We start from the raw sequence: 26,263 nt of genomic DNA, 5'->3' as shown, positions 1-26,263 counted from the left end.
CGGCTACTTCAAATAATCCATAGTAAATCCGGCATTTTCATCCAATGCATTATCCACCAGCTTATTTTCATTGAGCCACTGATAAAAACCATTCCAGCGGTTCGCATCGATCTCGCCCCACTGTGCCGCATCGGCAATATACTGTTTACTCAGATATTCCTGACTTTTCTGTACCAGCTTCTCATCCAGCTCCGGTACTGCCTTCAGCAAAATATCTGCTGCATCTGACGGATTCCCGGCCGCATATTCATACCCCTTTTTGACCGCAGATAAAAATGCCTTTGTGGTATCCGGATTTTTCTTCATATAATCATTGTTGCCAATGATCACCGGACTATAATAATCGAAGGTTGGATTCATATCCGCAAATGGCAGGAAATTTGTGGAAAGACCTTCCATATCGCATTTCACACCATCCCAGCCGTAATAAATCCACACCGATTCAATATCCGCATGAAGTGCCGCTACAATATCCTCAACATAAGTGGAGATTAATTTCACCCTGCTGAAATCTCCCCCATCCTTTTCTACCACATTTTTCAGAACCGCCTGTTCAATCGGAGAATCCCACGTTGCATAGGAATGCCCCTCCAGCTTCCCCGGACTGTCAATCCCCTTCTTTTTTAATGAGATTAATCCGGAAGTATTATGCTGTAAAATTGCAGCCACCGCAGTCACCGGCAATGGACTGTCACTGCTGAAAGCTGCAGCGAGAGTATCCTGAAAATCAATTCCAAACTCCGCTCCACCGGATGCCACAAGATCCGTTGCTCCATTATCCGGCGGCTGTATTACCGATACATCCAGTCCGGCCTCTTTAAAATATCCCTTTTCCTGTGCTACATAAATACCTGTGTGATTGGTATTGGGAGTCCAGTCCAGGACCATAGTTATCTTCTTTGAATTCTTTGTTGATTTTTCGGCTGTTGCATCAGAATTTCTCTCTGTAGCGGTATTTCCGCAGGCACAAAGAGAAAAGGCCATACATGCTGACAACATGACCGCCATAAACTTTTTCATTTATATTCCTCCATTTTCGTTTTTGATCTGTCATCCCTTTTCCAGGGCATCACAAAATACTGAACTATATCCACAAGCTTCATCAACAGGATACTGATAGCCGTGATCAAAAAGATGACTGCAAACATTCTGTCATAGGCATAAGACTTTTTTACCCTTGTCATATAGACACCGAGACCGGAAAAACCGCCCAGCCATTCCGCCACTACTGCCCCCACCACAGCATAGGAAACAGACATTCTCAGACCGGCAAAAAAATGCCCCAGTCCGGATGGCAGCATAATATGGAAAAATATCTGTGTTTTGGATGCTCCCATCGCCTGCAGCAGACGTACCGCATCAGGATCTGCCTCCTTAAAGCCATCTAACAATCCCACAGTGATCGGGAAAAATGTCATGATCACAACCAGAGTAATCTTTGGCGCTGTGTTATATCCCAGCCACAGCACCAGAAGTGGTGCGATTGCCAGCGTCGGGATCGTCTGTGTGATCACCAGGATCGGATAAAATGCCCGATAAAGTGCGTGAAACCGCTGCATCAAAAATGCCACAACAAATCCCATGACAATTCCTATCCCCAGCCCGGCAAACGCCTCAAAAAGCGTGGTCCACATATGCCCCGCCATCAATGGAAAATCCTTTACAAATGCCTGAACTACCTGCCACGGCGACGGAAGCATATATCCCGGAAGTACCCCCGCCAGACATAATACCTGCCAGATGATCAGCAGCAGAATCACTGCTGATGCCGGAATTAGTGCATTAGTGATGCTTTGTAACTTTCTTTTCAATACTCAGTACCTCACCCTCCGGTTTGTATACAATTTTGACATAAGTAGATATCTGATCACATCCACCGGCTGCAATCGCAACCTTCTGACATCCCGCTACGATCTCCATGAGCTGATCATAATCTCCTTCTATAGTTGTCTCAAAAGGACCCACAGATGTGGAAAGCCCAAAGCTTTTAATATAAGCGATCACCTCATCTACAATACGGATCACTTCCTCATCATCTGTTACATTTGGTAATACCTGAATTGCTACACTTGCGTTCATGATTTTTTTCCTTTCATAATATGTCATGGAATACATTTTCTATAAATTTCTTCCAGAATTTCTGCTAAAATTATACACATAATTAAAACTTTGTCAATGACCTGCTGCCATCCACACTCTTGTTGAAAAAATAAGCCGTCTAATTGCTTAACTCCAGCAGCTCCGCATAACCAAACATCTCTTCCTGTTGATAGCAGGCACATAACACCGCATCCAGCTCATAGTTTTGATTCAGGCGGCCCATATTACACGCCGCAAGGGTAGAATCCGCCAGCACCTTAAACATCTCCAATGCATCCTTCTGCTTGTAAGCAGACATATCCTGGCCAATCATATCCAGATATCTGTGCTGTGCCACATACATAATTAACGGCAGAATATCCTCTCGCTGTATCTGAAGACAACGACGTTTATTTTCCCGCCGGTATTGTGTAAGCCACCTCTTTGCCTCCCCTGCCGTACGAAGCTCCTGCGGTCTCCGTCCATATTCCCGCTGCAGCTGTATGATCCACTCCGGACACTTATCTTCATCAGCCAGATTAGAAAGAGTCAGTTCTGCCTGTCGGGTCCGAAAAAAGCGTTCTTTATGAAGCGGCACATTTAAAAGATCCGACAAATGCTTCTCCGTCATGGAATTCACCGACTGAAACTCCGGAGCCTCCTCAGCTCCCTCTCCCTCAGTCTGAAACACCTCAGACAAAAGTCTGGCATTGGATTCCTTCTCCGTATATGCCAGGGAACAAAGCTCGGTAATACTCGCCTTTAAGCCATCCGACAGGTTTCTTTTCTTTCCCTTGGACTGCGCATTCACATACTTACGGACATTCTTCTGATAATGCTGTGGATTTAGCAGTCTTCTCTGACACCATACTGCATAATCTGTTTCCGATAACAGACGTTCCAGTTCCTCCTGGGCATCCTTTTTGGCGTACTGCAAAATAAGCTTTTTGTATTTTCGGAAATAATCCAGTGTTGTCTTGCTGTAGCCTTTAAAACTGGCTGCATTCTCCATCATCCATTCCCGGAATTCTTCCCAGGGCAGATTTTTTCTCCCTTGAAATTCTCCCATCAATGTCTGTGTACCGCAGGTTTGTTCAAATGTCATAACATGGCTTAATCTCTCTTCGAAATCCCGGATCATCTCCTGACATTCCTGATAATTCTTTTTATTTTCGAGACCATAAACCAATATCACTTCCCGGTAATCGTTTACCTGAAATGCCGGCTCATGGATTCCATAAACAAGATATTCCTGACAATCCTCCATAGACAGTCCCATAGCCATACAGATCTGATATACCTGCTCCCGGTCCGGTACTGCCGTACCGCCAATTCCAAACCATTTTCGTATGGTTGGAAGCGTTGCAAAATCTTCTTTGCCGGTCCGGGTCCGAAACGCCCGGTATGCACTTTTGCGCATATCGTCTGTAATTTCACCATCCCCCGCAATATTCAGCTTTTCCATAATAAAGTCCGTAAAATCCTGAAACTGCTTCTCTCGTTTTATATTTAATAAAGCCATAGTAAATGTTTTTCTATGCGTTCCCATTGTTTTCTCCTATTATTCATATTGTTTTATCTTTACGGAATCGCTCCCTCAAACTCGATACCGCTCTTTCCCGTCTGCTTTTTGGATGAGGTCGTAGTATTTTTACGGGGTGCTGCCTGTGTCGGGGCACTTGTTCTTATCTGTGCCGTAGCTTTGGTCTTTGCCGACACGGAAACCTTCTTTTTACCTTTGCTGACAGTAAATACTATTTTCTGATACGTTCCCTCAGAATATTTCGTCCCTTTTGCAATACTCTGCGAAATGATTTTTCCCTTTTTCACCTTATCGCTGTATTTATAGATCCATTGGATCGAAATTGATTTGTCCTGCCGTTTCAGCTTCCCGGCGGCCGCTTTCTTTTTCATTCCGGTAAAGCTGGCCATTTTATATTCCTGAATGCCGGTGGTAAAAGGAACCGCTGTAACAGACGCTTCTGCTGTCTGTACCACAGCCGGTGAAGCAGCCGGCATTATTTTGGTACTGCGTCCCCCTGACCCCGGAAAGCCTGCCGCCACAGCCAGAATCACGATGCCTGCAGTGACTCCGGCCACCTTCCAGTAACGGCCAAAGAGAAATCGTTTCTCTTCCTCCTGATACAACCCCCGATATAATTCTCCCATGGTCTGATAACGGTGATGAAAATCCACAGTAAGCCCCTTCATCAACGCTTTCTTCTGTGGCAGGCCCAATGACAGCTCCGACATATCCATCAGAGATGGCATATCATCCTCCAGCATTCTCTGAATGGATTCATCCGGAGTTTTTCCGGTCAATGCGTAATAAACCGTTGCACATAGTGCATACACGTCCGTCCAGGCTCCCTGCCTGCCTCTGGTCCGGTACTGTTCCTCCGGTGAAAATCCCCGCTTAAACACCACAGTCATGCTTCTGGTCATATTGATATTTTCTCTGCGGGCTGCTCCAAAATCAATCAGAACAAGACGTTCATCCCGTGTCAGCAGAATATTGTCCGGACTGATATCCCTGTGTAAAACCCCGGTCTGATGAACCTTCATCAGGGAACAGATCACCGGCTCCAGCATATTTAAGAGCTTCTCTCCTTCAATCGGACCGTTTTTTTCTACATATTCCTTGACACTGACGCCATCCACATACCCCATAATGATATACGCCGTATTATTCTCATAAAAAAAATCCCTTACGGATACAATACCATCCAGATCATAAAATGCAGACAAACTCTTGGCCTCTCCAAGATATTTTTCCAGACTTTCCTGATATTTCTGCTTTTCTGCCTTCTCGTAGATGTATACATTGCGATCTCCGTCTTCACTGACATGTCTGCTGACGAGACTGGCCGGAAAATATTCTTTGATCGCCACTACAGTATCCAGCAGACAATCCCATGCAATATAGCTGATACCAAAGCTCCCCTCTCCCAGTACACGTCCAAGCATATATCGATCCTTCAGATATGTACCCGGCCGCAGACAGCGCGGGATCGGCTCATAACCAGCCTGTAAAAATCCACAATGTGGACATTTTCCATCTGCATCCAGCAGCTTCATACAGCCTATACAGCGTTCTCTCCCATTTACTTTCATAATCCACCAACTTCAGTTTTATCTCTTGTCATTTTTTGACATTTATTATTATAATACAAGCAAGGTTATAAAATCTTTCCGTTTTTTTCACTTTTTCCTGTGATGAACCCTTTCCCAGATAACGTGACGCATCACCATCCCGAAGCTCCAGTGCCTCAAATTCTCCTGTTGATGCACCACTTTGGGCTGTTCCCCTTGCTACGGTACCGTCCACCAGATACACCTCTACCGTAGGATTTCCTCTGAATTGTAATAAAAAAACTCCTATTGATAATAGTTTGATTTTTACCAACAGGAGTTCGTGTTTTTATTTCAATAAATTATCATCTACAAAATAGTCAATCCGCATTGCATGACGTACATCTGCAAGCGTCTGTGCTGCAACCGCCTCTGCCTTTTTACTTCCCTCTTTGAGGATATCATAAACATCCGGCAGACGTTTCTCCCACATCTGGCGGCGTTCACGGATTGGTGCCAGCTCTGTCTGCATCACATTATTCAAGAATTTCTTGACCTTAACATCTCCCAGACCACCACGGCTGTAGTGTTCCTTCAACTCATCAAGGCTCTTATAATCCGGAAGGAATTCCTCAAAATACTCCGGCTTGCAAAATGCATCCAGATAAGTAAATACTGTATTGCCTTCAATCTGACCCGGATCCTCCACACGGATATGATTTGGATCGGTATACATGGACATTACCTTTTTCTTGATGTCCTCCGGCTCCTCCGACAGATAAATACAGTTGCCGAGAGATTTGCTCATCTTTGCCTTGCCATCAATACCCGGCAGACGCAGGCATGCGGAATTGTCCGGAAGAACAATCTTCGGATCGGTAAGCGTTTCGCCATACACAGAATTAAACTTGTGCACGATCTCCTTACACTGCTCAATCATCGGCATCTGATCCTCTCCTGCCGGAACAACCGTTGCACGGAATGCTGTAATATCTGCAGCCTGGCTGATCGGATAACAGAAAAATCCTACCGGAATACTTGCCTCAAAATTTCTGAATTTAATCTCCGCCTTTACCGTTGGATTTCTCTGTACTCTCGCCACTGTTACCAGATTCATATAATAAAAGGTCAGCTCGGTCAGTTCCGGTACCATCGACTGAATAAAGATCGTTGACTTCTCCGGATCCAGTCCACATGCCAGATAGTCCAGCGCAACCTGCATAATATTGCTCCGCACCTTTTCCGGATGCTCTGCATTGTCGGTAAGTGCCTGTGCGTCTGCGATCATGATATAAATCTCATCAAAGTCTCCTGAATTCTGTAATCTTACACGCTCCTTCAGGGAACCTACATAATGTCCTACATGAAGACGCCCCGTCGGACGGTCTCCGGTCAAAATAACCTGTTTCATATTGTCTTGTCTCCTCCATTCCAAAGCACCTACGGTCATCCAAATACCTTCGGCTGCCGTTCATCCCTTTTCATCTTTCTCCATCTGAAATGTGCTTTCTCTCCATTATATATGGAAATGAAGGATGTGTCAAAAATCTCCTAAAACTTCAGCTTCATGGTTTTCTTCTGATATCCGGTTACCATTCAACATTTCACAATTTTTTCCTTCGATATATATCAATCTTACATACATTTGATATTCAGTACAATTAATGATATTATCAAAATTGAACAAAATGAACATTCTTTTAGGAGGAAACAATTATGTGGTTTATCTGCTATCCTGATATCACACCGGTAGAGCACTTACCTTTTTATACGATCAGCGTGGGAATGCATCTCTGGCAATATCCTACGCCCCGGGAAAATGGATATCCCTACCCCCAGTTTTTATACAGTAATAAAGGAAAAGGAAAACTTATTACAGAGGGAAAAACCTGGAGCATTCCGGAACACTCCATTGTTTTTCTTCCGGCAAATGTGCCTCATTATTACGAGGCTGTCACAAAAGATATCTGGGATGTCCGCTGGTTTGTCCCCTTCGGAGACGGTACACTTGCACTTTTAAAAGAGTTTGGCTTTGACCGATGCCGGATTTTTCCTATCACTAATCTGGGAGCCCTTGATGAGATACACAACAAGATCCATATGGCATTCCAGATCAATACGAAAGAGAGCATCTTTTTCTCTGCTTCCTATACCTATGAATTTATATTTGAATTTTACCGCCAATATAAGAAACATTCCTCACCGAAATCGGCACAATACCGCCGCAGACTGACACCACTGATTGAATATATTGAACATCATTTTGCCTCAGAGATCACACAGTCTATGCTCTGCGAGCAGCTTCACGTCTCGCCGCAGCATCTGTGCCGTATGTTCCGGGAATGCTTAAACACCCGTCCTATGGCATTTATAACCCAGGTACGCCTCCGCCACGCCTGCGAACTTCTGGCTCATTCTTCCCTGACTGTATCTGAGATCTGCGAGCATGTGGGATTTCATAATCTGAACTATTTCTGTAAAGAATTTAAACGATACACAGGTTCCACACCCACCAGTTACCGCAACACCACCAGAGAATCCTAATGAACAATATCATCCTCCGGCATATGCCATACCGGATCATTTCAGATCCAGAAAGGAAATAACCTTATGAAAAATATGATACATCCTATCTTTGGCAGTCTTTCCGAAGAAGAACTGGAAGCTTTAAAAATGCATACACGGATCCACGAAAAAAATATCAAAAAAAATACCATAATTTTTCATTTCGGAGATCTTGTCACCGAGACAGGTATCGTCCTTTCCGGCAGTGTTCACATTGAAACCACGGATTTCTGGGGAAATACCAGTCTTTTGAGTAATGTGGAGGCCGGCGGAGTTTTTGCCGAAACCTATTCCCTCTGTCATGAGCCTATGATGGTGGATGTGGCAGCTGCCAGCGACTGTCGTATTCTTTTTATGGATATGGAGTTTCTCCATGATCCCACTCTGTCCGGATATTCCTGGCATCAAAAAATGCTGAGCAATATGCTCAGCATTTCGATACGAAAAAATCTTACCCTCTCCCACCGCATTTTTTGTACCAGTCCGAAAACCATACGGGAGCGGCTACTGACTTACCTTTCCTCCCAGGCCGGAAAGACCGGCAGCTCCAGTTTCCAGATTCCGTTTAACCGCCAGCAGATGGCCGATTATCTGAATCTGGACCGAAGTGCCCTCTCCAAAGAGCTTGGAAAAATGCGGGATGAAGGACTCATTATATTTCACAAAAATCAGTTTACTCTGCTGCATCCTGCTTTGAATGAATCTCACTAAGCTTTCTAAAACAGCTGAATGCCACAAGGACACCAAGTACCATTAACAGGATTGCTACGATAAGCTGAAGACCATCTACCAGGAAGGTTGCCTGACCGGCAGAGATATTGGCTACCAGAGCAATGGTCTTCTGAACCAGTGCGGTAAAGGTAACGGCAAGCATTACAAACATTGGAACATAAAGTGTCCAGCCTGTTCTTCCTGTCGTCTTTAAGAATACGGAAAGCGCGATCAGTACCAGTGCGGCAAGAAGCTGGTTTGCAGAACCAAACAGCGGCCATACGTTGTTGTAACCACCCAGTGTCAGCAGATAACCAAAGAATAATGTTACAACTGTTGCAAAATATTTATTGGTCAAAACCTTCTGTGCCGGAGTCATCTTTGCGGTATCTGTAGTATCTCCAAGGAACAGCTCCTGGAAGGACATTCTACCGATACGGGCAACAGAGTCCAGAGAAGTCAGTGCCAGAGCAGAGACACACATTGTCATAAATACAGTTGCAAGCTGTACCGGTACTCCCATTTTCTCAAGGAAGCCTGCAACACCGGCTGAGAAAATTGCAAATGGTGTACCATCCGGCTTTGTACCATTGACAGCAACGGCACCTACAACAACCAGGGCTACAACACCCAGAAGAGATTCCACGATCATAGCACCATAACCGATCATTGGCATATCCTTTTCATTGCTGACTGTCTTTGATGATGTACCGGAAGAAACAAGGCTGTGGAAACCGGATACTGCACCACAGGCGATAGTTACAAACAGTGTTGGGAAAAGACTGCTCCCGCCAACATTAAATCCATTGTATGCATTCAGCTTCATGGTTGGATGTGCAAAAAGAACACCAACAACTGCACCGATGATCATACCTAACAGCATAAAGGTTGTCATATAATCTCTAGGCTGCATCAGAAGCCACATTGGCATAACGGATGCTAAGAACAGATAAATCATGATGATATAGATCCATGCTGACTTTGTCTGATAGATTGGAAGGTGCATACCAATTGCAAACATAACAACCAGAAGGGCGATCGCTACGATTGCTTTCACAATCTCGTTCATCTTTCCAACCTTTTTCTGGATCAGTCCAAATACGACTGCCACCAGAATAAACAGCATAGAAATAGAAGCGGCTGCAGAGTTTGCATAAGCAACGGAGCTGTCCTCCAGTCCCTTACCAACGAAGGTACCTGCAACCATATCGGTAAATGCTGCGATTACCAGCAGAGTGAATAACCAGCAGAACAGCATAAACAGCTTTCTTCCTGCCTTACCAATATATTTCTCAATGATCATGCCCATAGACTTTCCTTCGTTCTTAACGGAAGCATACAGGGAACCGAAATCCTGAACAGCTCCGAAGAAAAGTCCACCGATGATCAGCCATAACAAAACCGGCACCCATCCAAATACAGATGCAAGAATCGGTCCCGTGACAGGGCCAGCTCCGGCGATGGATGAAAACTGATGGGAAAATACGGTAAATTTAGAAGATGGTACATAATCCTCTCCATCCTCAAACTGATAAGCCGGCGTCTTTGCCTTCTCGTCCAGCCCCCATTTTCTGGCAAGCCATCTTCCATAGAAAAGATAACCCGCACCAAGAGCAACAATACTGATCAATACGATTACTAATCCATTCATTTGAATTCCTCCTTTGATGTGTTCCTGTGCTGTCTGGCCACGAAATATTTTAATTTAGAGTTAATATTCCGTTTTCTCAAAATTAAAAAAGCTTCCGTCCCAAACAAAATGCTTCTAACATTTTATTTAAAGACGAAAGCTGATATTCTTCCGCGGTACCACTTTATTTGCCGCTTCACGCGACCTCTCTGCCTTATCTCCCAGCGTATCAGTCAATGATAGCCCCTCAATAAGCTTCTCTATAACGGGAGAATCCCGGTGACACCTACCGTCGCAAATCGCTCTGCCATTTCAGTGCACTTCTCACAGAGGATAGCTCTCTTATCTGCATACTGTCTCACACCTGCCGACAGCTCTCTGCAATGCGTTCCGATCAAGAAAACCCTGTTCTGTTCATCGAATTTGTTTTTGTTCGAGAAAAAAGATACCACTTTGTTTTTTTGTTGTCAAGAGTTTTTTTAATTCTAAAGATGAAATTTATTCACGTTTCATTTATGCTAATGAAACTTTTTGTCATCCTGTTTATTTTATTGCATTCTTTTATCTATAATTTCATGGGCACATTTGTGGTTAAACTGCTTTGTATCTTATTCCTTGCCGTCCCAGCAGTAAGTACAAAGCTTGCAGCGGTCAATTTCCACTGCATCCAGCATATCGTCCAGACGATTAAAACGAAGTGATGTAAAGTTAAGTTCTTTGCGGATCTCCTCAACCATCTGCTCATACTTTGGAGACTCCGGATCGGTATATTCCTGCAGGATCTCGTCTGTCACCTCAGTGCCCTCCAGTCTCTCGATCATGCGTCTGGTGATGAGGTCCATCTCAGAGGAGGAACGGGAGAAATTCAGATATTTACATCCATATACCAGTGGCGGACATGCCGGACGGATATGTACCTCTTTTGCTCCACTCTGATACAGAAACTCTGTTGTCTCACGAAGCTGTGTGCCACGGACAATGGAATCATCAATCAGCAGCAGACTTTTGTCCTTGATCAGATCCTGTACTGCTAACAGCTTCATCTTGGCGATCAGATTACGACGGCTCTGGATCGTTGGCATAAAGGAACGTGGCCAGGTCGGTGTATATTTAATAAACGGTCTGGAAAACGGAATCCCGGAGGCATTGGCATAACCGATGGCATGCGCTACACCGGAGTCCGGAACACCCGCAACAATATCCGGCTTTACATTATCTCTGGCTGCCATTTTGGCTCCACAGTTGTAACGCATCCGCTCAACACTGATTCCCTCATAGGAGCTTGCCGGATAGCCGTAATATACCCAGAGGAAGGTACAGATTTTCATCTCCTTGCCGGGATGTACCAGTGTCAGACACTGCTCCGATGTTATAACATCAATCTCTCCCGGTCCCAGCTCCTTATAATCCTCATATCCGAGATTTTTGTATGCGAAGCTCTCAAATGTCGCGCAGAAGCCCTGCTCATTCTTTCCAATAATGATCGGTGTTCTGCCGTACTTATCTCTGGCTGCATAAATGCCTGCCGGTGTCATCAGCAAAAGAGACAGGGAACCATCTACCTGCTCCAGCGCATACCGGATTCCCTCGATCAGATTCTCCTTTTGGTTGATCAGTGCCGCCACAAGCTCTGTCGCATTGATATCTCCACCACTCATCTCCAGGAAATGAGCCTGTCCCTGCTCAAACAGGTTCTGTGTCAGTTCATTCTGATTATTGATCTTGCTGACTGTGGTAATTGCATAAGTACCATGATGGGAACGAATGATCAACGGCTGTGGCTCAAAATCCGAAATGCAGCCAATACCCATCTCTCCCTTCATTTCCTGTACATCTTTGTCAAACTTTGTCCGGAATGGTGCATTCTCAATATTGTGGATTGAACGATTAAAGGTACCATCCTTATATACCGCCATTCCTCCTCGTCTTGTTCCCAGATGGGAATGATAGTCAATTCCAAAAAAAAGATCAAATACGCAGTCCTGCTTTGACGCTACTCCAAAAAATCCGCCCATGTCTCTCCTCTTTCCGTGCACTCATTTGTATAATATTTTATAAGATATTTACGTATGATTTTACACATAAAACGTGCCGTTTCCATCTCATTATCCTGTCCACATTCGGTGCACCGGAATGCAGACATTTTCACGTTTTCCAGTTTCTTGCAAGTCTGTTTAATATTTTACCAAAACAAAGAAAGGTTTTCAACAGGAACTATATCGGTTATAATAAACCCATAACGCAGGAACGAATCCCTTATCAACAGGATAGTCCCCGAACAAGGAGGAGATATCTATGAAACAGAAGCAAAAAGATTTTTTGGGTAAATTAGCAATGGCAGTTACCGGAATGCTGATCTTTTCCGCCGGCATTAATTTCTTTATCGTTCCGGCAGACCTGTACAACGGCGGAATGCTCGGCATCAGCCAGCTGATCCGTACTCTTCTTGTAAAATATCTTCATGTATTTTCCGGCACCACCGATATTGCCGGCATCATCAATATGCTGCTCAATATCCCGCTCTGCTTTATTGCCTGGTATTATGTGAGCAAGTCCTTTTTTGCCCGTACCCTGATCTGTGTCATCAGCCAGACGATCTTCCTGAGCTTTCTGCCGATTCCCTCTACTCCATTAGTTGGAGACACCCTGACAGCCAGTATGATCGGCGGCATCATCGCCGGCTCCGGTATCGGTATTGCTCTGCGGGCAGGCGGCTCCAGCGGTGGTCTTGATATTATCGGAATGTACTTTACGAAACATTTTAAAAATTTCAGTGTAGGACGTATTTCTCTTTGTGTCAATGCTGTCATTTATGCAATCTGTGCTGTCCTGTTTGGTGTACAGACCGCCATTTACTGTATTATTTACTCGGCAGTCAGCACGCTTATGACCGACAAAGCACACACCCAGAATATTAATACCGAAGTTCTGATCTTTACCAAAAACAATCCGATAAAGATTATGGACTATATTGTAAATGCTTTTAACCGGGATGCGACCTGGTGGGAAGCAAGGGGCGGTTATACTGAGGGCAAAACCTTCATGGTGATGGCAATCCTGTCCAAATATGAATGTGCCCATCTGCGCCGGGAACTTCGCCAGATTGACGAACACGCATTTATCGTAGAAAAGGACGGCATTGGTATCGGCGGTAAATATGAAAAACATCTGTAAAAGAAAAACATAAAAATAAAACGCAAATCAGAATAAAATAAAACATGCGAGAGGCTGGTAAAAAAGTGAAAAACGAGAGTAAAATGAAAAACGAAAAAAGGATTATGAATATTTCCCTGATCGGCAGTATCCTTTTTATGCTGTCCGAGGGAATCATGGCATATCTGACGAAATCCCATTCCCTGTTGATGGACTGCATCTTTGATGTAACGGATCTGATCATGATCGGTCCCTTTCTGCTGCTGGTTCCTCTTCTCTACAAACCCGTCACCGAAAAAAGACCTTATGGATTTTCCCAGGTGGAATCTCTTTTTGTAGTAATTAAATACTGTGTCCTGCTGGCAATCACTGTCCGTCTGATCTGGGATAATATTCTTGTCATGATGCACGGCGGCCGTCAGGTCGATGGCGGCCGGATCGCTTTCTTTGAGCTTGCTGTCTGTCTGGGGTGTCTGATCATTTATCTGCTGCTTCACTATTTCAGCCGGCGTTATGCTTCCCTGACCATCAAGGCGGAAATATATATCTGGAAGCTGGATGTGATCTCCAGTCTCGGTGTTTCTATCGCCTTTTTTGTACAGATGATCCTTCACCGCACAGACTATGCCCGGCTCGCCGCATATATTGATCCGGTGGTTGCCATTATTATGGCCTGTCTTCTTCTGGTGGAACCGGTCAAAATGATCATCTCCAATCTCAAAAGTCTGGTGTTATTTGCACCGGAGGAGGAAATTATGGACACGATCCGCCATGTGGCAGAGCATCATATGGATAAAGTTCATTATGACATCGAATTTCTTGATGTGATCCAGACCGGCCGCAAAACCTGGGTGGAAATCTATATGACAAGCCACAACAATCTGATCAATACAAAGATCCTGCTGCAGCTTCGCAATGAAATCCGGGAGGAGTTAAGGAAGTCCTTTGATCAGGTCTATGTAGAGCTGATCCCAAGTCTGCCGGATTGATGGAATATAATCTGCTATTGTGTTATATTCCGGTTTACTTTTCCTGATAGCCATATTCTTTCAGATCGACTTTTCCATTTACCACCCGGATACCGTCTGCTTCCAGACGTTTCTCCTGTTCATTTGCCCCGCCAAATGCGAAAGCCCCCGATAATTCTCCCTTGGCATTGACTACCCGGTAGCATGGAATTCCTGCCGGATCGGGATTGTGATGCAGCGCATTTCCCACGGCACGACACATTCTCGGATTGCCCGCCATGGCTGCCACCTGACTGTATGTTGCTACCTTTCCCCTTGGTATCCGTTTTACCGCCTCATAGATCCGTTTGGAAGGACTGTCTGACACCAGATCATAGCTTTCCCGGATCATCCGTTTGACGTCCTGATCCGGAATGCTCCCATCCAGTATGATCGTATTCCAATGCTCCTTGTTCTGATGCCAGCCCGGAATCACAGCATCATAAGCACTTCTCCAGAAATCTCTCCATTCCGGATCTGTCTTTACATTCAGGTTAATATATCCTTCCCTCTCATACGTCCACAAAAAAACTTTTTTGCTTTCCTTTACCCGGACAAGCTGCCAGTTATCATCATGAAAAGGTGCATTCTGATAAGTATCCGGCAGGGATAATCCATATTTCAATGCTTCTTCTCTTGTTTTCATCACACGAACCTCATTTCAATATTTATAGCTTTACAAATATAGCATTTTTTTATTGATCTGTTCACCATTCCAGCTGCTGTGCCGTATAAATAGACCGGTTTCCATTCACAAGATAGGCCACGGTGCACACCAGCACAAGCACCACTGCATTGTCCGTTCCAAACACCTCCAGACCGATCAGCACCGGTGCTATCAGCGTATTGGTTGCACTGCCAAAAACGGCCGCATATCCCAATGCAGCACATACCTCCGGCGGCAGCCCAAAAACTTTCCCAACAATTACGCCAAGCGAAGCTCCAATGGAAAAAAGCGGGGTCACCTCGCCTCCCTGAAATCCAATGGAAAGTGTCAAAATTGTCAATAATATTTTAAGCAGACAGTCATATGCAAAGATTGTCTGCCCTTCAAATGCGGCTGCGATCAGATTAGTGCCAAGACCACTGTATCTCCCCTGATAAAGAAGGGTTAAAATAATCGCCAGAGGAATTGACACCAGTCCGATCCGCACATATGGATTTCGAAAAAAACGACTCATTTTCTCTTTGGCATACTTTAATAATACGGCAAAAAATCGTCCTGTCAATCCAAAGATCACACCGAAAATAATTACCGGACCAAGCACACAGGGCTGCGACATATTTAAGGCGGATTGAATCGGCACGGCAAACTTCGCAAGTCCCAGAAAATGCGAAGTATAAGAAGCGGTATAGGCTGCCACCATTGAATTCAAGAGTGCTCCATATTCCATTTTGCCTGCCGTGATCACTTCTATTGCAAAAAAGGCTGCTGCCAGAGGCGTCTGAAACAAACCGCCAAAGCCTGCTGCCATACCGGTGATCAGCATTTTCTTTTTATCACCGCACAGATGAAACCGCTGCTCGATCTGACTGGAAACAACGGCTCCAATTTGAACGGCTACTCCCTCTCTGCCGGCACTCCCCCCAAACAGATGAGTGATCCATGTTCCAACCAGCACAAGAGGTGCTAACAACATCGGAATTTCCTTTCGCTTTCCCTGTCCCATTTCAAGGACAAGTGTCATTCCCTTTGTGCTTATCTCACTGAAATGATGATACATCCATACGATCAGAAGTCCCGCTATCGGTAAAAACGGGATCAGGTATGTAAAATGTTCCGTCCGGAAATCCGAGATTGCCAAAAGTCCTCTTCCAAATACGGCATCAATCGCCCCAACGATCACTCCGATCAAAAGTGATGCTGCTATGGAACGTATGATATTTTTCCCTGTTTGATATGCCCGTAACAACATATAATTCCTCCTGTTTCCATGTGATTTTTCATACAAAAAAAGCTGGTAACCCCTGTGAAGCACAGAAGTCATCAGCTTATAAAGCGGTTTCGAATCAAATCGGGGGAGAACTTCATTCCCTTTTCTGCATCAAAGACTACCATAGATTGAATGGTGTGTCAAGAAAATGAAAAATCAGGTTACAAGGGGACTTGACATTTTCCGCAAAACAGTTTACTATATGCATAATTTAATAAATGTTTCATAATATTTAAGAGCGATGTGGTTCAAACGTCGCTCTTTTTGTATTTCGGATCTACTACATATTTAAGAAAGGCGAGGGCAGATGTATGGAAAGATTTGCAGAGATTATTTCAAAGGTGGATGATTTTGTCTGGGGACCGGTGATGCTGGTTCTCCTTGTGGGAACAGGAATTTTCCTGACCTTCCGGACACGTTTTTTAACATGGAGAAACTTAGGATACGCCTTAAAGAGCACCCTGAGCAAGGAGGCACGTACAAAAAACCGTGGAGAAGGAGATGTTTCCCCGTTCTCTGCACTGACAACCGCATTGGCGGCAACGATCGGTACCGGAAATATTGTCGGTGTTGCGACCGCCATGGTTTCCGGCGGTCCCGGAGCCCTCGTATGGATGTGGATCTCCGCTGCATTCGGACTGACCTCCAAGTTCAGCGAATGTATGCTTGCCATCAAATACCGTGAAGTAAACGAAAAGGGCGAAATGAGCGGCGGCCCAATGTATACCATGAAAAAGGGTCTGAAAAACAAAACACTCGGAGCTGTTCTTGCATGGCTTTTTGCTTTATTTGCCGTGATCGCATCCTTTGGTATCGGAAATATGACACAGGGAAATTCCATTTCCGGAGCATTAAAGACCACATTTCATGTGCCGGTCGGGATTACAGGAATTGTCATCACAATTCTCTCCCTTCTGATCATTGTGGGGGGAATCAAATCAATCTCAAAAGTATCGTCTGTTGTTGTTCCGGTCATGGCAATTTTCTATGTAATCTGTGGAATGATTGTGATCTTAGGTAATATTTCGAACCTTCCGGCTGGTATTTCCATGATCTTTAAAATGGCATTTTCTGTGAAGGCAGCAGGTGGCGGACTTTGTGGAACGATCGTCGCCTCTATGATGAATGCCATGAGATACGGTGTTGCCCGCGGTGTATTTTCCAACGAAGCAGGTATGGGTTCTGCTGCCATTACCGCTGCGGCTGCCACGACCGACAATCCGGTACGTCAGGGATATATCAACATGACAGGAACCTTCTGGGATACCATCGTCGTCTGCACCATCACCGGACTGGCAATCGCTTCTTCCGGTGTGCTTGGTATGACAGACGCAAACGGCGAGCTTCTGACCGGCTCTGATGTTACGATCGCAGCTTTCCAGACAGTGCTTGGTTCCGGCGGCGGCTGGCTCGTAACAATCGGGATTACCCTGTTTGCGTTTTCCACGATTCTCGGCTGGGAATATCACGGAGAGAAAGCATTTGAATACCTTCTTGGCACACATCGATACAACATGGTATACAGAGTGATCTTTTCCCTGGTTGCATATCTTGGCTGTACACAGACACTGAGCCTTGTCTGGAATTTCTCGGATATTGCCAATGCACTTATGGCAATTCCAAACCTCATCTGTATGCTTCTGTTAAGTGGCGAGATTGCACAGGATATCCGTAATTTCCAGCCTGAGATAGAAGAAAATCGATGAGATAGATGTTACATCCTCAGTAAAAGGTTTATCAGACCACTGAGCCATACCTCATAGCTGTGACTACCATCCGTATACAGATACCAAATATGATCCTCCCGGTTCTCCGTTAATATATTATGATAGCCCTCCGGAATATCTCCCACGGTAGAATCACTGGTACCACTACATAGCAATATAAGTTTCGGCTTTCTACTATGCTTTGTCAGCTTCAACAAAGAGGTGTCAAGACTTGGAGCCGCAGAAAAGGAGCCAATATAATTGAAACGGTCTCAAAGTCCGGGAGACGCTACATTGCATTCTCTCATGTAACCCGTCAACATATCAGTTCATTATAAAAATATTAAATTTTTGTCTTGACAACTGAGCCATTATACATATTACGAAATTTTATAAAATGCTCCTTTGGATATTCTCTCAATCCTTCCAATGACTCAAATCCATTTCTTCTGAGAATATTCCGTAACCTGCTCGACATTTCAATATCATCATAATCTGTTTTTTCAGCGTACATAAAAGCTCCCTTTTGTCGTTTTATTAATCGTATAATTTATCAACCTCAGCTTCATACACTGATTCAGTATGAGTATCAAATAGCACCCACTCCACCAGATCAAAACAATCCGGATTATCCTGCAAGAACCTATTTACTGTATGTACTGCAATCTTTGCTGCTAACTCAACCGGAAAACTATATACTCCCGTTGATATAGAAGGAAATGCAATAGACCTGATTCCATTATCCATTGCCAGCTTCATGGAATTAAAATAGCAGTTAGCAAGAAGTTCCTCTTCTCTATTCCTTCCACCATTCCATATCGGTCCTACAGTATGTATCACATAATCACATGGCAGACTATAGCCTTTTGTTATCTTTGCTTCTCCAGTCTCACATCCGTGAAGTGTCCTGCACTCCGCCAGAAGCTCCGGTCCTGCTGCTCTATGAATTGCACCATCTACACCACCTCCACCAAGAAGTGAATTGTTAGCCGCATTTACGATTGCCTGCACATCTGTTACTTTTGTTATGTCACCTTTTATCGTCTTAATCAAATACATTTTTTAATATTCCTTCTCTATCTCATCAACTATTCCATACATTTTCTGCATTATATTCAGTCTGTGTCTGTACAATAGGTTGAACTGTCTGCCTCACAGGAACGCCCTCTAGTAAGATATTTGACTGTTTCTCTTCTTCCGGATTTAATGTAAGTTTTGTTTTTGTTTGATTTTCCATAGCTAGTCTCCTTTCAATTTACGCATTAGTGTTTTAATGGACCTTCGCCCTTAACATATCCATCTTGTCCCATTATTTTCTGCAAGGCATTCGCTTTTGCTATGGTATCCATAGTTGCGACCTGATATATGGATCACCTGCATGGTTAATCCACAATCATATTTTTATGTGATGCGAATTATATAACGTCAATTATGCAAAGTCAATAACATTTTATACTATATTTCTCCAAAAAAGAGAAAAGCAGAACCAATCCATTTTCTCTTCCGGATCAGCTCTGCGTCTTGGCGTCTGACTCATTTACTATTTCAATTATTCTACTCAATACCACTTTTTCACCGAACATACCATTAACTGAATCTCATTTTCCGAGGAGGTGCTTCCGCTGAAATCAGCAAAACTGTCTTCAACACATAATCCTAATCCGGAAAATATTTCCGTTATTTCGTTTAAGGTATATAACCGGATCGTATTTCCCTCATGCATTTCCGGCTTGAATCACGGATATCTCTGCATATAAATGCTGCGTTTAACTTCTCTTTTCCTGCCTGCTTGGCTGCATACCTGATATATGCCGGTATAATATCCACACCGGTCACCTCGTAACCACGTCTTGCAAACTCCAGAGAATGCCGACCAAATCCACATGCAAGATCAAGAATTCTTTCATTCCCTTTTAATTCCAGCTTATCGATCAAAAAATCCACCTGATGTTTTGTATCCTCCACCCAGGACATATTTTGGATATCAAGCGTCCATATTTTTTTATACCAGTCTTTTTCCATGGCTTTCATTTTATATTTCCTCCTCTTTTATCCGATGATCAATCATCCCGTCAAATGGAGCATACCGCCCGATCACACTGTTGTCCTCCCTCATTCTGTTAAAATTCTTTGATCATTTCATTTAATGCCGTTTCCAATTGCCTGATTACTTTTTCCTTGTCCTGCGCCCCATCATAAATACTGTAATACAGATACATGATTGCATAGAATCGAACGGCTTTATAATCAGCATCCACAATGTCCATATTTCGAAATAAATCTTTCACATATTCCACCGGTCCGGATGCAAGATACTGTTGATACAATCCCTGCATTTCCTCGTTTCGAAACTGCTCTAAGGTAAGCATTTTACGAAATGAAGAGGCAAAATCATCCTCTGTCCAATATGTGAACATAGACTTACTATATTCCAAAAAATCTTTCAGGGTTGTTTCCTGATATTTTTCCGGATTCTTTTCCATTTCTTCTTCCGGTACATTGTTTTTTTCTGCCTGTTCACTATCTCCTTGTTCCATACGTTTTACAATATGTTCAAAGATATCCCGCTTATTTTGATAATGACGATACAAAGCACCCTTTGTCATGCCCAATTCTCCGGCGATCCGGCTGACCGATACTGCTTCATATCCATCCCTCGCAAACAAATGAAGTGCCACAGTTAAGATTTCTTCCTTTGTATTTCCCATAACACACCTCCCATTATGATTCACTTTCCTGTCTTCCAACAATCTCTGCTTTATTTACCCCAAAATCTGCCCCGGAAGCTTTTTCTTTTCCTTCCTCGGAAATTGTCTGTCAAATTCTTCTGCCTCCTTTTCATCGACAAAATATCCCTCCGGTGTGGTATATTCTCCGGTAATTCCATCCAGGTATCCCGGTATCAGCTCTTTACACAAAAAAAATGACGCATCCTCCCCCTCCGGAAGGCTGTGATAACGGATCCCGAATTCACTTGCCTCCCGAAATCCGCTTTTCCCGTAAAAGTCTATGTTCCCTTCAAAGCACAAGGCTCCGCATCCAAGCTCCTTCGCTTTTTCCAGAGAATAATCCAACAAAATCTTTCCATATCCTTTCCTTTTCCATTGCGGTGCAATACAGATGGGTCCCATTGTCATGATGGGGATCTCTCTTCCATCATCGGCTGCGATCCATGCTCTCATAAACATATTCTGTCCGATGAGTTCTCCGTTCTGCTCCATCACAAGATCAAGCTCCGGCACAAACGCAGCATCCTTTCGGAGCTGGTGCAGTACATAATGCTCCATACATCCCGGACGATATACATTCCAGAAGCTTTCTCTTACCATATTTTCTACTTTGCGATACTCCCCTTTTTCTTCTGATCGAATCACAATATTATCTTTCATAATATCCCCTCCTCAAAAAATAAACGAGCGTTTACATTTTCATTCTAGTAAACGCTCGTTTATTTGTCAGGCCTTTTTTAAGATAAACACAAATAGACTTTTATCTGCCATTGTATTATCATTGTAACTATACATTTGTTTTACAGGAGGCTTCCATGGCAGAGATTATCACTATCACCGATTTTCAGGCACCGGAGTTTGATATTTATGCCCGATGCTCTGAAACGCAGCTCTTACATTACTATGAACCAAAGGGCGGTATTTTTATCGCAGAAAGTCCCAAGGTGATCGAGCGGGCTCTAAATATGGGCTGCGAGCCCATTTCCATCCTTACAGAAACAAAGCATATCGATACACAATTGTCCGGGATTCTCTCCCGCTTTCCAGAGCTTCCGGTCTATACTGCACCCTATGAGGTGCTGACACAGCTTACGGGCTTTGCCCTGACCAGAGGGGCGCTTTGTGCTATGCATCGTCCTGCCCTGAAATCTGTCAGGGAGCTTTGCCGGAATGCCAGACGGATCGCCGTTTTGGAGAATGTAGTGAATCCCACCAACGTCGGTGCGATCATCCGGTCTGCAGCAGCACTCCACATGGATGCCATTTTACTGACCCCGGCCTGCAGCGATCCCTTTTACCGCCGTGCCGCCCGTGTCAGTATGGGAACGGTATTTCAAATTCCATGGACTTATCTGACCTCCGGTCCGGTTTCTGGTGTCCCCTCCGGAAAAGACGATCCTCATCCAGAATCCTATATTGAACAACTGAAAAAGCTTGGATTTCTTACCGTTGCCATGGCTCTCCGTGATCAATCCCTGTCTATTACGGACCCTGCGCTGGCAAACGCCGAGAAGCTAGCGATCATCTTAGGCACCGAAGGAGAGGGACTGGCACAGAAAACCATTGATACCTGCGACCACACAGTTATGATCCCAATGTCCCATGGCGTTGATTCTCTTAATGTAGCAGCTGCCAGTGCCGTTGCTTTCTTTGAGATCACTAAGGATATTACATAAGCTTCATAACATCCTCTGTAATCTGCTCTTTGGTCAGACGGTTATCCTTCAAAACCTCTGCTGCATCATAGCGGTCCAAAAATTCCTTCTTCAGACCGTAATTCAATACCTTCATCTCACTGTCTCCATAGAAACGGGTAATCTTCTCGCCAAAGCCGCCGTCCAGGATACCATCCTCCAGCGTGATCACAATATCGTGATCCTTTTTCAGATCCTCCAGCATTTCCTGATCGATTCCGGTAATATAATACGGATTGATCACCGTTGCTTTTGTACCGGTCTTTTCCTCCAGCTCCTTCGCAACACTCTGCCCCAGAGAATAAAATGTACCAAGACCAACTACGGCAACCCTGCTTCCCTTCTGTGTGATCTCATATTGATTCAGATCAGAAAAATCCTTTGTCACCTTCCGGCCATCCGAGATCACCGGACCACCCGGCAGACGAATTGCTACCGGATGGTCTGTCTGCTCCAGACTCCAGTCGAGCATTGCAAGATATTCTTCCTTTGTAGCCGGTGCCAGATAAACGAGGTTCGGAATATTTGCCATCATCGGAATATCATATAAGCCCAGATGTGTCACATCATTCATACCATAAACCGTGCCACAGAAGGTAACGATGGTTGCTGCGTTATTGTTAATACAAAGATCCTGTGCGATCTGATCGTAGGTTCTCTGTACAAAGGTGCTGTATACGCCCCATACCGGCTTTCCACCATTCGCCGCAATACCGGATGCCAGTGCTACGGCTGTCTCCTCTGCAATTCCCACATCAACAAACTGCTTTCCGGCTTCCTCTCTCTTGTCCTTCGTAAATCCAAGTACCGTCGGTGTTGCAGAAGTGATTGCTACCACAGAAGGATCCTTTTTCATCTTTTCCAACAGAAACTTTGCCGTAATATCAGAATAATCCTCTCCCTGAGGCACTCCTAAGGGTTCCCCTGTCTCAATATTAAACGGGGCATTATAATGCCAGCTTTCTTTGTCCTTCTCTGCCGGAGCATAGCCCTTCCCCTTCTGGGTTTTAATATGAACAACCACCGGCTTTGTACTGTCCTTGACACTCTGGAACGCCTTGATCAGAACGTCAATATTGTTTCCTTCATCCACATAAACATAATCCAGTCCCATCGCACGGAACAAATTGCACTCTGCCTCTCCCTTTGTCTCGCGAAGCAGTTTTAAATTGCTGTACAGACCACCGTGGTTTTCTGCAATGGACATATCATTGTCATTTACTACAATGATCAGATTGCTTTCCAGCTCTGCAGCAAAATCAAGTCCCTCCAAAGCTTCTCCGCCACTGAGGGAACCATCACCGATCACAGCGATCACATTTCCCCCGCCACCGTTAAGGTCGCGTCCTTTTGCCAAACCGCATGCCAGACTGACCGAGGTAGAAGTATGTCCTACCGTAAAATGATCATGCTCACTCTCCTGCGGACTACTGTATCCGGTCACATCATCATAATGCTCCTCATACAGGTAAGCATCCTTTCTGCCTGTAAGCATCTTATGTGGATATGTCTGATGGGATACATCATACACGATCTTATCCTTAGGGGATTCAAATACATAATGGAGCGCAATCGTCACCTCCACCATACCAAAGTTTGGTCCGAAATGACCGCCATGAATACTTGCCCTCTTTAACAAAACCTGTCTCATCTCTGCAGCCAGCTTTGTCAGCTGTTCTCCTGATAATTTCTTTACGTCTTCTGGTCCATTGATCTGCTCTAAATACATATTTTACCTCCTGATATATCTATATTTTTGAAAAGTAAAGCAGACATCCCCACTTCTACTCTCAAAACACAAAAATTGCATTGACCACTACATCAACGCAATTATAACACTTAAAGCTGGCTTTAAGTCAAGGACCTCTTCTGACAATATTTATAAATTGTTTCTAAAGTTAATTGCTCAAATTAAGTTAATTATACTTCGTCTGAAATACTCTTTTTGATCTCAATATATTTTCTGGTGGAGATCGGTACTCTGCTTCCATCTACCATTACTGCCTCAAACCGTTTCATAGATTTCACCAACCACGGATTCAACAGATAGCTTTTATGCACACGCACAAACAACTCAGGATATTTATTATGAATAGCAGTAATGCCCTCCGAACTTTCAAAATTATCATGAATACAATGAATCTGTGTATAATGACCAATACTCCTGACAAAAACAATTTCATTCTCCGCCAGGTAAAGCAGACTGCTGTCCTTTCCCTTGAATGTCACATGCTTTATGGATGGATTTACAGAAAATTTCTCTGCCAGAGGTGTCTCCGTAAAATGAACCGGATAAATAGTATCTCGCAGATCCATTGGGATGGCGTTAGCAATAAAGCAAGTCCGGACCATCGGCACCTGATACCTTCTGCCCTCTGCATCCTTCCGCCAAACCTGCCTCCAGCTAAGAAGCACTCTCTGATCACAGCGTATGACCTTCTGATCCGGATAATAGGTATCCACCAAAAATGTCAGCACCACCTCGCAGCTATCCTTGTCCTTCCACAAAAGCTCCGATTTCAGATCATAAAGCTCAAAAGTCAGACCGTTTTGTTCCTGCATAAAAGCCTTTTCCAATGCTTCTTTTGTATGAATGATCTGTCCCTCACATGGACCATACCAGTAAATGTCCGGATGCATGGCATCAATAAATGGCTGAATATCATTTTGATAATAGCTTCTCAATATGCTTACGCTTTTGGCGACAATTTCTGATGTGTTCATAATGGTTTCTTCCCCTTTTTTATATTTTCCCCTTTTGTAATAATTTAAATCTTCCAATCATACTAATATTATCTATTATCTAAAAAAAAAACGCAATAACTAACTTATAATATTTTGTTTTTTTAGTAAGTAGTTCAAAAAGTTTGAGTAAATAAAAATCCCCTTATGAAATCCGGCTTTTCCACCAAATTTCATAAAGGGAAATACTTTTATTCTGCTTTGTTTTTATATATTGAATTTTCTGATCCGTTCATCCTTTTCTACTCCACCGGATAGTCTTCCTTTGCCACATATTCAAAGAAATCAAAGTCGGCATAATGCTTATGCTTTACACGATCCGCACAGGTAATACCCACCATGGTTCCCGTAAATTCTCCGTATTTACAATACTCATCGGAAAACTTTGTAGTATCAAACGGGATACCGATCTTTTCATAATGCTCCCCGTCATACCCCCAGTAAAACTGTGAATGCTTCCCTCTGATCTCCAGCCGGAAATAGATCGGCACATTATCCACTGCCTGTCTCGTATTGACAAACTCCGTTTTTACACCATTTTCCAGAGCGATAATGGATATCGCACTCTGTCCCAGAGTTTCACTGTAATATTTCCGCAGATTAATATAATTCATATTGTCATAATAAATGATGAGTCCTGCCGAATGCTGATGTACCTCCGGCACAAATTCCATCTTCGTTGTTATCGTTGCATAAACACTTGTAAGCTTTCTTGCCAGAATACTCACCTTATTCAGAGAGGTTCTTGACTCCTGTCCCCTTAATCGGACATATCCCTTTCTGGCGTGAATATCCGCAAAGCTTTGCGGCATAATGCGGGGCGCATAATAAAAGTTCCCCAGCTCCTCTCCATCAAAATCATCAAAGTCCGGTATTTGGGACACCTTGTATTCCGGCAATGCACTTTCCTCACAGTATTCCTTGGCAATATTGCTTCCATCTGCCATGCGAAGCCATCCGTCTTCCGTCCATTTCATTTTCTGGATGGCAGTCTCTCTTCCCAGCGTGCAGCGAAGCTCCGGGCGGAACGGCCGGGAACAAAGATGTACCAGATAAACCTCTCCAAGCTGTGTCTCCACATAACTTCCATGGCCGGCCTTTTGCAGTACCATATCCGGGTTAAAATACTTCGGCTTTAAATGATCCGGATCATGTCTTTCGTTGGACTCTATCGGATTAGAAGTAACGATTGGCTTCTCATCGCCCTCCCTTGTCTCCCAGTCCAGAGATACAATGTATTC

At 44.0% G+C, this 26,263-nt stretch carries 25 protein-coding genes, 1 pseudogene, 1 riboswitch and 1 other annotated feature; of the genes and pseudogenes, 6 read left to right on the top strand and 20 right to left on the bottom strand.

The genetic code is table 11. The features are described 5' to 3' along the window. Positions 1-3: 3 nt before the first annotated feature. The 7 genes and pseudogenes from H8704_RS03090 to trpS form a co-directional block, all read right to left on the bottom strand. Entirely contained in the window at positions 4-1,020 is a 1,017-nt protein-coding gene (locus H8704_RS03090; protein ID WP_022464521.1) for an ABC transporter substrate-binding protein, read from the bottom strand. Next, on the bottom strand, positions 1,017-1,811 hold the full coding sequence (locus tag H8704_RS03085) for an ABC transporter permease (RefSeq protein ID WP_118689266.1): 795 nt from the start codon (positions 1,809-1,811) through the stop codon (positions 1,017-1,019). Before H8704_RS03085 ends, H8704_RS03090 begins: the two co-directional genes overlap by 4 nt. Continuing rightward, positions 1,783-2,079, bottom strand: a complete 297-nt coding sequence (locus tag H8704_RS03080) for a thiamine-binding protein (protein ID WP_022464523.1) — start codon at positions 2,077-2,079, stop codon at positions 1,783-1,785. Before H8704_RS03080 ends, H8704_RS03085 begins: the two co-directional genes overlap by 29 nt. A 139-nt stretch (positions 2,080-2,218) precedes the next feature. Further along, on the bottom strand, positions 2,219-3,628 hold the full coding sequence (locus H8704_RS03075) for a hypothetical protein (RefSeq protein WP_249297289.1): 1,410 nt from the start codon (positions 3,626-3,628) through the stop codon (positions 2,219-2,221). Between the two features lie 32 nt (positions 3,629-3,660). Then, positions 3,661-5,193, bottom strand: a complete 1,533-nt coding sequence (locus tag H8704_RS03070; protein ID WP_249297287.1) for a serine/threonine protein kinase — start codon at positions 5,191-5,193, stop codon at positions 3,661-3,663. A gap of 106 nt (positions 5,194-5,299) precedes the next feature. After that, positions 5,300-5,485: pseudogene (locus tag H8704_RS03065) on the bottom strand (hypothetical protein); the annotation flags it as partial. Positions 5,486-5,500: 15 nt separating this feature from the next. Further along, a complete protein-coding gene (gene trpS / locus H8704_RS03060; RefSeq protein ID WP_022464527.1) occupies positions 5,501-6,562 on the bottom strand; it encodes a tryptophan--tRNA ligase in 1,062 nt (353 codons plus the stop codon). Positions 6,563-6,867: 305 nt separating this feature from the next. Here trpS and H8704_RS03055 point away from each other — a divergent pair, with 305 nt between their 5' ends. Further along, complete coding sequence (locus tag H8704_RS03055; protein WP_249297285.1) at positions 6,868-7,695, top strand: helix-turn-helix transcriptional regulator; 828 nt, start codon at positions 6,868-6,870, stop codon at positions 7,693-7,695. Positions 7,696-7,761: 66 nt separating this feature from the next. Then, entirely contained in the window at positions 7,762-8,427 is a 666-nt protein-coding gene (locus tag H8704_RS03050; RefSeq protein ID WP_249297284.1) for a Crp/Fnr family transcriptional regulator, read from the top strand. On the opposite strand, the gene H8704_RS03045 is transcribed toward H8704_RS03050, so the two are convergent. Then, positions 8,390-10,078, bottom strand: coding sequence for a carbon starvation CstA family protein (locus H8704_RS03045; RefSeq protein WP_249297283.1), 1,689 nt, complete (start codon positions 10,076-10,078; stop codon positions 8,390-8,392). The genes H8704_RS03050 and H8704_RS03045 overlap by 38 nt on opposite strands. Positions 10,079-10,203: 125 nt before the next feature. After that, positions 10,204-10,484, bottom strand: a binding site (T-box leader). Between the two features lie 181 nt (positions 10,485-10,665). Then, complete coding sequence (locus H8704_RS03040) at positions 10,666-12,072, bottom strand: amidophosphoribosyltransferase (RefSeq protein WP_249297282.1); 1,407 nt, start codon at positions 12,070-12,072, stop codon at positions 10,666-10,668. Positions 12,073-12,352: 280 nt separating this feature from the next. Here H8704_RS03040 and H8704_RS03035 point away from each other — a divergent pair, with 280 nt between their 5' ends. Together H8704_RS03035 and H8704_RS03030 are read left to right on the top strand one after the other, a co-directional pair. After that, positions 12,353-13,231, top strand: a complete 879-nt coding sequence (locus H8704_RS03035; protein WP_022464534.1) for a YitT family protein — start codon at positions 12,353-12,355, stop codon at positions 13,229-13,231. A 65-nt stretch (positions 13,232-13,296) separates the two neighbouring features. Next, complete coding sequence (locus tag H8704_RS03030) at positions 13,297-14,199, top strand: cation diffusion facilitator family transporter (protein ID WP_249297281.1); 903 nt, start codon at positions 13,297-13,299, stop codon at positions 14,197-14,199. A gap of 34 nt (positions 14,200-14,233) precedes the next feature. Here H8704_RS03030 and H8704_RS03025 read toward each other — a convergent pair whose 3' ends face one another. Next, entirely contained in the window at positions 14,234-14,863 is a 630-nt protein-coding gene (locus tag H8704_RS03025; protein ID WP_249297279.1) for a methylated-DNA--[protein]-cysteine S-methyltransferase, read from the bottom strand. A gap of 61 nt (positions 14,864-14,924) precedes the next feature. Then, positions 14,925-16,133 carry a chloride channel protein gene (locus H8704_RS03020; protein WP_249297277.1) on the bottom strand — a complete coding sequence of 403 codons (1,209 nt, stop codon included), beginning with the start codon at positions 16,131-16,133 and terminating at the stop codon, positions 14,925-14,927. 55 nt (positions 16,134-16,188) lie between these two features. Further along, a riboswitch (Fluoride riboswitch) is annotated at positions 16,189-16,262 on the bottom strand. A gap of 200 nt (positions 16,263-16,462) precedes the next feature. Here H8704_RS03020 and H8704_RS03015 point away from each other — a divergent pair. Beyond that, positions 16,463-17,857, top strand: coding sequence for an alanine/glycine:cation symporter family protein (locus H8704_RS03015; RefSeq protein ID WP_249297275.1), 1,395 nt, complete (start codon positions 16,463-16,465; stop codon positions 17,855-17,857). 8 nt (positions 17,858-17,865) lie between these two features. Here the strand turns inward: H8704_RS03015 and H8704_RS03010 are convergent, their stop codons facing one another. From H8704_RS03010 to H8704_RS02985, 6 genes are all read right to left on the bottom strand, one after another. Next, positions 17,866-18,072 (bottom strand): hypothetical protein, encoded by a 207-nt coding sequence (locus tag H8704_RS03010; RefSeq protein WP_249297273.1) that lies wholly within the window; start codon positions 18,070-18,072, stop codon positions 17,866-17,868. 322 nt (positions 18,073-18,394) lie between these two features. After that, positions 18,395-18,916: an O-acetyl-ADP-ribose deacetylase gene (locus H8704_RS03005; protein WP_249297271.1), complete on the bottom strand. Its 522-nt coding sequence runs from the start codon at positions 18,914-18,916 to the stop codon at positions 18,395-18,397. A gap of 25 nt (positions 18,917-18,941) precedes the next feature. Further along, on the bottom strand, positions 18,942-19,094 hold the full coding sequence (locus H8704_RS03000) for a hypothetical protein (protein WP_249297269.1): 153 nt from the start codon (positions 19,092-19,094) through the stop codon (positions 18,942-18,944). A 449-nt stretch (positions 19,095-19,543) separates the two neighbouring features. Then, entirely contained in the window at positions 19,544-19,888 is a 345-nt protein-coding gene (locus H8704_RS02995; RefSeq protein ID WP_249297268.1) for a class I SAM-dependent methyltransferase, read from the bottom strand. Positions 19,889-19,977: 89 nt separating this feature from the next. Then, the gene (locus H8704_RS02990) at positions 19,978-20,565 is read right to left on the bottom strand and encodes a TetR/AcrR family transcriptional regulator (protein ID WP_249297266.1); all 588 of its coding nucleotides are present in this window, start codon (positions 20,563-20,565) and stop codon (positions 19,978-19,980) included. 54 nt (positions 20,566-20,619) lie between these two features. Next, on the bottom strand, positions 20,620-21,246 hold the full coding sequence (locus tag H8704_RS02985; RefSeq protein ID WP_283241927.1) for a GNAT family N-acetyltransferase: 627 nt from the start codon (positions 21,244-21,246) through the stop codon (positions 20,620-20,622). Positions 21,247-21,401: 155 nt separating this feature from the next. On the opposite strand from H8704_RS02985, the gene H8704_RS02980 reads away from it, so the two are divergent. Continuing rightward, positions 21,402-22,262, top strand: coding sequence for a TrmH family RNA methyltransferase (locus tag H8704_RS02980; protein ID WP_249297265.1), 861 nt, complete (start codon positions 21,402-21,404; stop codon positions 22,260-22,262). Here H8704_RS02980 and H8704_RS02975 read toward each other — a convergent pair. From H8704_RS02975 to H8704_RS02965, 3 genes are all read right to left on the bottom strand, one after another. Then, positions 22,255-24,009, bottom strand: coding sequence for a 1-deoxy-D-xylulose-5-phosphate synthase (locus H8704_RS02975; protein WP_249297264.1), 1,755 nt, complete (start codon positions 24,007-24,009; stop codon positions 22,255-22,257). The two genes, H8704_RS02980 and H8704_RS02975, sit on opposite strands and share 8 nt — an antisense overlap. A 191-nt stretch (positions 24,010-24,200) precedes the next feature. Continuing rightward, positions 24,201-25,004: a LytTR family DNA-binding domain-containing protein gene (locus H8704_RS02970; protein WP_249297263.1), complete on the bottom strand. Its 804-nt coding sequence runs from the start codon at positions 25,002-25,004 to the stop codon at positions 24,201-24,203. Between the two features lie 260 nt (positions 25,005-25,264). Further along, complete coding sequence (locus H8704_RS02965) at positions 25,265-26,194, bottom strand: beta-xylosidase family glycoside hydrolase (protein ID WP_408611185.1); 930 nt, start codon at positions 26,192-26,194, stop codon at positions 25,265-25,267. Between the last annotated feature and the right edge of the window lie 69 nt (positions 26,195-26,263).

Origin of the sequence: Jutongia huaianensis (assembly GCF_014384985.1) — a bacterium.
In the GTDB taxonomy this organism is placed as follows: domain Bacteria; phylum Bacillota; class Clostridia; order Lachnospirales; family Lachnospiraceae; genus Jutongia; species Jutongia huaianensis.
Note: the sequence above shows the minus strand (reverse complement) of the source record. Positions and strands in the feature narration are given on the sequence as shown.

Coding starts and splice junctions, on each gene's coding strand:
- H8704_RS03070 (WP_249297287.1), bottom strand. CDS start 5,193: ATGAAAGTAAATGGGAGAGAACGCTGTATAGGCTGTATGAAGCTGCTG.
- H8704_RS02975 (WP_249297264.1), bottom strand. CDS start 24,009: ATGTATTTAGAGCAGATCAATGGACCAGAAGACGTAAAGAAATTATCA.
- H8704_RS03075 (WP_249297289.1), bottom strand. CDS start 3,628: ATGGGAACGCATAGAAAAACATTTACTATGGCTTTATTAAATATAAAA.
- H8704_RS03035 (WP_022464534.1), top strand. CDS start 12,353: ATGAAACAGAAGCAAAAAGATTTTTTGGGTAAATTAGCAATGGCAGTT.
- H8704_RS02985 (WP_283241927.1), bottom strand. CDS start 21,246: ATGAAAGATAATATTGTGATTCGATCAGAAGAAAAAGGGGAGTATCGC.
- H8704_RS03080 (WP_022464523.1), bottom strand. CDS start 2,079: ATGAACGCAAGTGTAGCAATTCAGGTATTACCAAATGTAACAGATGAT.
- H8704_RS02980 (WP_249297265.1), top strand. CDS start 21,402: ATGGCAGAGATTATCACTATCACCGATTTTCAGGCACCGGAGTTTGAT.
- H8704_RS03045 (WP_249297283.1), bottom strand. CDS start 10,078: ATGAATGGATTAGTAATCGTATTGATCAGTATTGTTGCTCTTGGTGCG.
- H8704_RS03005 (WP_249297271.1), bottom strand. CDS start 18,916: ATGTATTTGATTAAGACGATAAAAGGTGACATAACAAAAGTAACAGAT.
- H8704_RS03055 (WP_249297285.1), top strand. CDS start 6,868: ATGTGGTTTATCTGCTATCCTGATATCACACCGGTAGAGCACTTACCT.
- H8704_RS03025 (WP_249297279.1), bottom strand. CDS start 14,863: ATGAAAACAAGAGAAGAAGCATTGAAATATGGATTATCCCTGCCGGAT.
- trpS (WP_022464527.1), bottom strand. CDS start 6,562: ATGAAACAGGTTATTTTGACCGGAGACCGTCCGACGGGGCGTCTTCAT.
- H8704_RS03020 (WP_249297277.1), bottom strand. CDS start 16,133: ATGTTGTTACGGGCATATCAAACAGGGAAAAATATCATACGTTCCATA.
- H8704_RS03040 (WP_249297282.1), bottom strand. CDS start 12,072: ATGGGCGGATTTTTTGGAGTAGCGTCAAAGCAGGACTGCGTATTTGAT.
- H8704_RS02970 (WP_249297263.1), bottom strand. CDS start 25,004: ATGAACACATCAGAAATTGTCGCCAAAAGCGTAAGCATATTGAGAAGC.
- H8704_RS03050 (WP_249297284.1), top strand. CDS start 7,762: ATGAAAAATATGATACATCCTATCTTTGGCAGTCTTTCCGAAGAAGAA.
- H8704_RS02990 (WP_249297266.1), bottom strand. CDS start 20,565: ATGGGAAATACAAAGGAAGAAATCTTAACTGTGGCACTTCATTTGTTT.
- H8704_RS03000 (WP_249297269.1), bottom strand. CDS start 19,094: ATGGAAAATCAAACAAAAACAAAACTTACATTAAATCCGGAAGAAGAG.
- H8704_RS02995 (WP_249297268.1), bottom strand. CDS start 19,888: ATGAAAGCCATGGAAAAAGACTGGTATAAAAAAATATGGACGCTTGAT.
- H8704_RS03015 (WP_249297275.1), top strand. CDS start 16,463: ATGGAAAGATTTGCAGAGATTATTTCAAAGGTGGATGATTTTGTCTGG.
- H8704_RS03090 (WP_022464521.1), bottom strand. CDS start 1,020: ATGAAAAAGTTTATGGCGGTCATGTTGTCAGCATGTATGGCCTTTTCT.